The organism is Amycolatopsis sp. NPDC059657 (assembly GCF_042734395.1).
Lineage (GTDB): Bacteria > Actinomycetota > Actinomycetes > Mycobacteriales > Pseudonocardiaceae > Amycolatopsis.
Window position 1 is genome coordinate 20,972 of record NZ_JBHWEB010000123.1, and the last position, 6,095, is coordinate 27,066.

Sequence of the window (6,095 nt, forward strand, 5' to 3'; positions counted from 1 at the left end):
CAGGTTTCAGCACGCCAATGTGGCTTTCGTCAGCTCTGGGCTGACGAAAGCCACATTGGGATTTTTTGGCTGGGTCAGGGGCGGGCGAGGGCTTGGAGGGGGCCGTCGGCCAGGCGGTAGACCGTCCACTCGTCCATCGGGGTCGCGCCGAGTGCTTTGTAGAACTCCGTGGCCGGGTTCCAGTCGAGTACTGACCATTCGAGGCGCTCGAGGCCGCGGTCGACGCATTCCTCGGCGAGGGCCGCGAGGAGTGCCTTGCCGAGGCCGGAGCCGCGGTGTGACTCGCTGACGTAGAGGTCCTCGAGGTAGATGCCGTGCACGCCGCGCCAGGTCGAGAAATTGAGGAACCAGAGCGCGCAGCCGACGACCTCGCCGTCCTCTTCCGCGACGTGGCCGAACAACGCCGGCGCGTCGGAGAAGAGGGCCTTGTGCAGCTGGGCCGGGGTGAGGTGGCAGTCCTGCGGGGCCTTCTCATAGTCGGCGAGCTCGTGGCAGAGCTGTACCACCGCGTCCACATCGGACTCGCGGATGCGGCGGATCCTGTTGTCGGGCAAGGAAACTCCTAGCTGGGCGGGATGTTGAGGTGGTCGATCTGGGGTACGCCGCGTTCGTCGCCGAGTACGGTGATCGAAGCGGGGTCCACCGCGAAATGGACGCCGGACACCGCGGGCAGCCCGACCCAGCGCGTCACCAGTACGCGGCTGAAGTGGCCGTGCCCGACGGCGATCACGTCGCTGCCGGCGGCGCGGAAGCGGGCGATCACCGCGTCGGCGCGGGCGGCGACTTCGGCGGCCGACTCGCCGCCGGGCACCGGGTGGGTCCAGACGGTCCAGCCGGGGACGGTCTCGCGGATCTCGTCGGTGGTGATGCCTTCGTAGTCGCCGTAGTCCCACTCGGCGAGGTCTTCGGTGGTCTCGGTCACCGTCAGGCCGGCGAGCTCGGCCGTGCGGAGCGCGCGCTGGCGCGGGCTCGACCAGACGAGCGGTGGCTTTTCGGTGAGCCGGACGGCGCGTGCCTGGTCTTCGCCGGTCGGGGTGAGCGGGATGTCGGTGCGGCCGGTGTGCTTGCCGGCGGCCGACCATTCGGTCTGCCCGTGCCTGAGAAGGAAAAGTCGGTGACCCACGTTTGCGAATATAGCCGCCCGTCTGCTTAGCTACTCGTGAGTAACAAGGGAGGCGCGATGACTTCGACCTACGCGTTGTGGACCAAGCTCGCGGCCAAGCCGGGCGGCAAGCAGCTGTTCTCGGCCGCGATGTGCCTGCGAGTGCCCTATTTCCGGACGATCGTGCCTTCGGTGAAGGAGATCAAGCCCGGCCGCTGCGAGGTCACTTCACCCAAGTGGTGGGGTGTCTACAACCACATCGGCACCTACCACGCGATCGCCGCCTGCAATCTGGCCGAGATCGCGATGGGCATGCTCGCCGAGGCCACGGTGCCGCCGACGCATCGCTGGCTGCCCAAGGGGATGACGGTCAACTACGTGGCCAAGGCGGAGACGAGCCTGCGCGCGGTGGCGGAACTTCCGTCCATTCCGGACTTCGGCGACGAAGGCTTCGAACTGCCCGTCCCCGTCACCATCACCGACACCGCGGGCAAGCCCGTCGTCACGGCCACGATCACCATCTGGGTCACGCGTAAGGCTTGAATCCCACGTAGCTGGTCTCTTCGAACACGGCCGTCGACGGCAGCCCCAGCGCGTGGTTCGCCAGCCAGGGGAACGGGCCGCGTGCGGCGGGCAGCGCCATCGCCTCGTCGATCACGCTGAACTTGACCACGAGCGGATTTGTCGACAGCACTTCGGTTTTCCCGACTTGCTGGACGACCGAGTGGATCGGCTTCTTCAGGCTGTCGACGGTCGCGCCGCCCGGCACGAGTGGTCCACGCAGTGTCGCGTAGAGGTTCAGTTCGCCTTTGCGTTCCTCTGTGGACTCGAAGTCGGAGTAGCCGCCGTAGTGCAGCTGGATCGTGGTGCCCGGCAGCTGGGGCACGGGTGCGGGCGCGTGCTTGAGCGTGCTGAAGACCTGGGCGAACTTCCCGTCGAGCTTGCCCTCGGCGAAAGTCATCCTGATCTCGCCGAGCGAGAGTCCGTTCACCTTCCCGAAAGACAAAGTTCCTTGGGAGATAAAGGTTTCACAGCGCCATTCGGCCGGGTTCGCGCCGGACGGCAGCGCGGGGCAGTCGGAGAAATCGAAGGTCGGCAGCGGGTCGGCGGCAGCGGTTCCGGTGGCGAGCGCGAGCGCGGACAGGGTGGCGGCGGCGAGCGCGGCGAGTTTCATGCCGACAGCCTGGTCTGCCGGTGACGTCGGACACATCCGGGAAGTTCCCCAAGGGAGACCCTGGATACAGTCTGCCGGTGGCCCGGATAAACGGCGTTAACTCACTGACCCGCAGGCGATTCCTCGGCACCGCCGCGCTCGGCACCGCGGCCGCGTTCGGCCTGACCTCGATCTCGGCGAGGCAGGCCGGCGCGTCGCTGCCGGATTTCGTGCCCGCCGTGGTGATCGGCACCGGCTACGGCGCGGCGGCGACCGCGTTGCGGCTGGGCGAGGCCGGAGTTTCGACGCTGATGCTGGAGATGGGCCGTCTCTGGAACGAGCCCGCGGCGGACGGCAAGGTCTTCAGTGGCATGCTCGCGCCCGATCGCCGGTCGATGTGGTTCAAGAGGCGCACCGAGGCGCCGCTCGCCTCGTTCCTGTGGCTCGACATCGCGAACCGCGACATCCCGCGCTACGCCGGTGTGCTCGATCGTGTCCACTTCGGAGACATGTCCGTCTACCTGGGACGCGGGGTCGGCGGCGGCTCGCTGGTGAACGGCGCGATGGCGGTGACGCCGCGCCGCGACTACTTCGAGGAGATCCTGCCCTCGGTCGACGCGGACGAGATGTACGGCAAGTACTTCCCGCGCGCCAACGCGGCGCTGGGCGTCAACCACGTCGACCGCCAGTGGTTCGAGACCTGCCGGTCCTACGCGTACGCGCGGGTTTCCCGCAAGGCCGCGGCGAAGGCAGGACTCGGCACGACGTTCATCCCGGGCGTCTACGACTTCGAGTACCTCAAGCGCGAAGAGGCGGGCACGGTGCCGCGCTCGGCGCTGGGCTCCGAGGTCATCTACGGCAACAACCACGGCAAGCGTTCACTGGACAAGACGTATCTCGCCGCCGCACTCGGCACCGGCAACGTCACCATCCAGACACTGCACGAGGCGCGCGAGATCATCCGGCAACCGGACGGCCTGTACACGCTGGTGGTGCGCGAAATCGACGAGAACGGCACGGTGCTCGGGACGAAACATGTCAGCACCCGGTATCTGTTCCTGGGCGCCGGCAGTATCGGCTCGACCGAATTGCTGGTGCGCGCGCGGGAGACCGGCAGGCTGCCGGAGCTGAACGGCGAGGTCGGCCGGGGCTGGGGCACGAATGGCAATGTGATGCTCGGCAGGGCGAATCACCTTTGGGACCCGACTGGATCGCTTCAGTCGGCGATGCCGGTACTGGGGATCGACAACTGGAGCGATACAGAAAACCCGGTTTTCGCCGAAATCGCGCCGGTGCCCGCCGGGATCGAAACCTGGGCGAGCCTCTATTTGGCCATCACGAAGAACCCGGAGCGCGGGTATTTCAGCTATGACGCGGCGAGCGACTCGGCGAAACTGCACTGGTCCGGCGCGCAGGGACAGCGGTCGATCGACGCCGCGAAGTCGCTTTTCGACCGGATCAACCGCGCGAATCTGACGGTCTACCGGCACGATCTGTTCGGCGACACGCGCGCGTTCGAAAACCGGTTCACCTATCACCCGCTCGGGGGACTGGTGCTGGGCAAGGCGACCGACGCCTACGGGCGCGTGCGCGGCTACGACAACCTCTACGTCACCGATGGTTCGCTGATCCCCGGCAGCACCGGGGTGAACCCGTTCGTGACGATCACCGCGCTCGCTGAGCGGAACATCGAGCGGGTGATCGCCGAGGACCGGATCGGCTAGCCGCGCAAGCTCTTGTAGTGGGTGACGCAGTCTTCGTAGTTCGGCAGGATTCCCTGGTCCAGCGCCTCGGCGAGGGTCGGGGCCGAGAGGTCCTTCTCCGACAGGATCGCCTCGATGTCCGACGGCCACGGCAGCCCCAAAGTCTCATCCAATGGGGTGATTCCGTGCTCGGCGCCCGGCCGGTAACCCTCGGAGCACAGGTAGCTCATCGCGGTGTTCTCCTCCAGCGCGACGAACCCGTGGCCGATGCCCTCGGCGACGTACACCGCGCGGAAGTCGACCGTGTCGAGCCGTACCGCGTCCCACTGGCCGAACGTCGGCGAGCCGACGCGGAGGTCGACGACCACGTCGAGCAGCGCGCCCTGCGGGCAATACACGTACTTCGCCTGGCCCGGCGGGGTGTCGGAGAAGTGGATTCCGCGGATGGTGCCGCGCCGGGAAATGCTGTGGTTGGTCTGGGCCAGCCGAAGCGGATGGCCGACCGCCTCGAGGAACGCCGGTTCCTGAAATGGGGCCACGAAAAGGCCCCGGTTGTCGGGAAAGGTTCGCGGGGTGAACTCGAAGGCGTCCCGCACGGTCAATTCGCGCGCCTGCATGGCGCTTACCCTATCGAGGGATAAATAAGCCGGACAGACGTCTTGCTATCCAACCCCTGCACCCCTAACTCCTGTGACATGAACCGCACCGCGGGGTCACATCGGGATTCGCGCCTGCCACAATGGTCTTACCGCCGCGTCGGCGGCCATCGCCTCACCCTGGCACCGATGGCCGATTCGACGCACTAGCCGACAGGCCGGCGCTACCGCGCTGGGCTGCCGTGCAGGAGACCGTCGCAAATCCCCCCTGCCTGCAGTCCCAGGAGAAGTTTTGACCATGACAGGAATCACGATGAACGACCAGATCCGCACCGACACCGCCCCGGTGACGGATGCGGAGATCTTCCGTGGGCACGAGGGTGGCAAGCTCTCGGTCTCGGCCACCCGCCCGATCTCGGACGCGCGTGACCTCTCGATCGCGTACACCCCTGGTGTGGCCAAGGTCTGCACGGCGATCGCGCAGGACGCCGCGAAGGCGAAGCAGTACACCTGGGCGGACAGGCTGGTCGTCGTGGTGAGTGACGGGACCGCGGTGCTCGGCCTCGGTGACATCGGCGCGAGTGCCTCGCTGCCGGTCATGGAGGGCAAGTCGGTCCTGTTCAAGACCTTCGGCGGTCTCGACTCGATCCCGCTGGTGCTCGACACCACGGACGTCGACGAGATCGTCGAGACACTCATCCGGCTCCGGCCGTCGTACGGCGCGGTGAACCTCGAGGACATCTCGGCGCCGCGCTGCTTCGAGATCGAAGACAAGCTCAAGGAAGCGCTCGACTGCCCGGTCATGCACGACGACCAGCACGGCACCGCGATCGTGGCGCTGGCCGCGCTGCGCGGGGCGAACCTGGTGCTCGGGCGGGACATCGGCGCCGAGCGCGTGGTGGTCTCGGGTGCGGGCGCCGCCGGTGTCGCGTGCGCGAAGATCCTGCAGGCCGCCGGGGTCGCCGACGTGACCGTGCTGGACTCCAAGGGGATCATCTCGCAGGGCCGCGCCGGGCTGAACCCGATCAAGGAGCAGCTGTCGCTTACGACGAACAAGGCCGGGCTGCAGGGTGGCCTGCGCGAGGCACTAGAAGGCGCGGACGTGTTCCTCGGCCTCTCGGGCGCGTTGATCGACGAGTCGTTGCTCGCCGGGATGGCGGATGACTCGATCGTGTTCGCGCTGTCGAACCCCGACCCGGAGGTGCACCCGGAGGTGGCAGCGCGGTACGCCTCGATCGTCGCGACCGGGCGCAGTGACTTCCCGAACCAGATCAACAACGTGCTGGCGTTCCCCGGCGTCTTCCGTGGCGCGCTGGACGCTGGTGCGCGCTCGATCACCGAGAACATGAAGCTGGCGGCGGCCGACGCGATCGTGGCCGTGGCCGCGGACGACCTCGCGGCCGACCGCATCGTCCCCAGCGCGCTGGACCCGCGCGTCGCGCCCGCCGTGGCCGACGCGGTGGCCAAGGCGGCCGTGGCCGACGGCGTTTGCGGCTGAGACCCTGCTTTCGGGCTCGTGAGTGGTATTGCCGGTTCTAACC

General features: G+C 67.5%; 7 protein-coding genes. 3 read left to right on the top strand and 4 right to left on the bottom strand.

What is annotated here, in order from left to right:
• Nucleotides 1-74: 74 nt before the first annotated feature.
• Both ACFV15_RS39990 and ACFV15_RS39995 read right to left on the bottom strand, forming a co-directional pair.
• On the bottom strand, nucleotides 75-554 hold the full coding sequence (locus ACFV15_RS39990; protein ID WP_378357599.1) for a GNAT family N-acetyltransferase: 480 nt from the start codon (nucleotides 552-554) through the stop codon (nucleotides 75-77).
• 8 nt (nucleotides 555-562) lie between these two features.
• Nucleotides 563-1,123 carry an acid phosphatase gene (locus ACFV15_RS39995; protein ID WP_378357601.1) on the bottom strand — a complete coding sequence of 187 codons (561 nt, stop codon included), beginning with the start codon at nucleotides 1,121-1,123 and terminating at the stop codon, nucleotides 563-565.
• A gap of 57 nt (nucleotides 1,124-1,180) precedes the next feature.
• Between ACFV15_RS39995 and ACFV15_RS40000 the strand changes: the two genes are divergently transcribed.
• Complete coding sequence (locus ACFV15_RS40000) at nucleotides 1,181-1,645, top strand: hotdog fold domain-containing protein (protein WP_378357603.1); 465 nt, start codon at nucleotides 1,181-1,183, stop codon at nucleotides 1,643-1,645.
• On the opposite strand, the gene ACFV15_RS40005 is transcribed toward ACFV15_RS40000, so the two are convergent.
• On the bottom strand, nucleotides 1,629-2,276 hold the full coding sequence (locus tag ACFV15_RS40005) for a hypothetical protein (RefSeq protein WP_378357604.1): 648 nt from the start codon (nucleotides 2,274-2,276) through the stop codon (nucleotides 1,629-1,631). The two genes, ACFV15_RS40000 and ACFV15_RS40005, sit on opposite strands and share 17 nt — an antisense overlap.
• 77 nt (nucleotides 2,277-2,353) lie before the next feature.
• On the opposite strand from ACFV15_RS40005, the gene ACFV15_RS40010 reads away from it, so the two are divergent.
• Nucleotides 2,354-3,979 carry a GMC oxidoreductase gene (locus tag ACFV15_RS40010; RefSeq protein WP_378357606.1) on the top strand — a complete coding sequence of 542 codons (1,626 nt, stop codon included), beginning with the start codon at nucleotides 2,354-2,356 and terminating at the stop codon, nucleotides 3,977-3,979.
• On the opposite strand, the gene ACFV15_RS40015 is transcribed toward ACFV15_RS40010, so the two are convergent.
• Nucleotides 3,976-4,575 carry a dTDP-4-dehydrorhamnose 3,5-epimerase family protein gene (locus ACFV15_RS40015; protein ID WP_378357608.1) on the bottom strand — a complete coding sequence of 200 codons (600 nt, stop codon included), beginning with the start codon at nucleotides 4,573-4,575 and terminating at the stop codon, nucleotides 3,976-3,978. The genes ACFV15_RS40010 and ACFV15_RS40015 overlap by 4 nt on opposite strands.
• Nucleotides 4,576-4,852: 277 nt before the next feature.
• On the opposite strand from ACFV15_RS40015, the gene ACFV15_RS40020 reads away from it, so the two are divergent.
• The gene (locus tag ACFV15_RS40020) at nucleotides 4,853-6,052 is read left to right on the top strand and encodes an NADP-dependent malic enzyme (protein WP_378357610.1); all 1,200 of its coding nucleotides are present in this window, start codon (nucleotides 4,853-4,855) and stop codon (nucleotides 6,050-6,052) included.
• Nucleotides 6,053-6,095 lie beyond the last annotated feature (43 nt).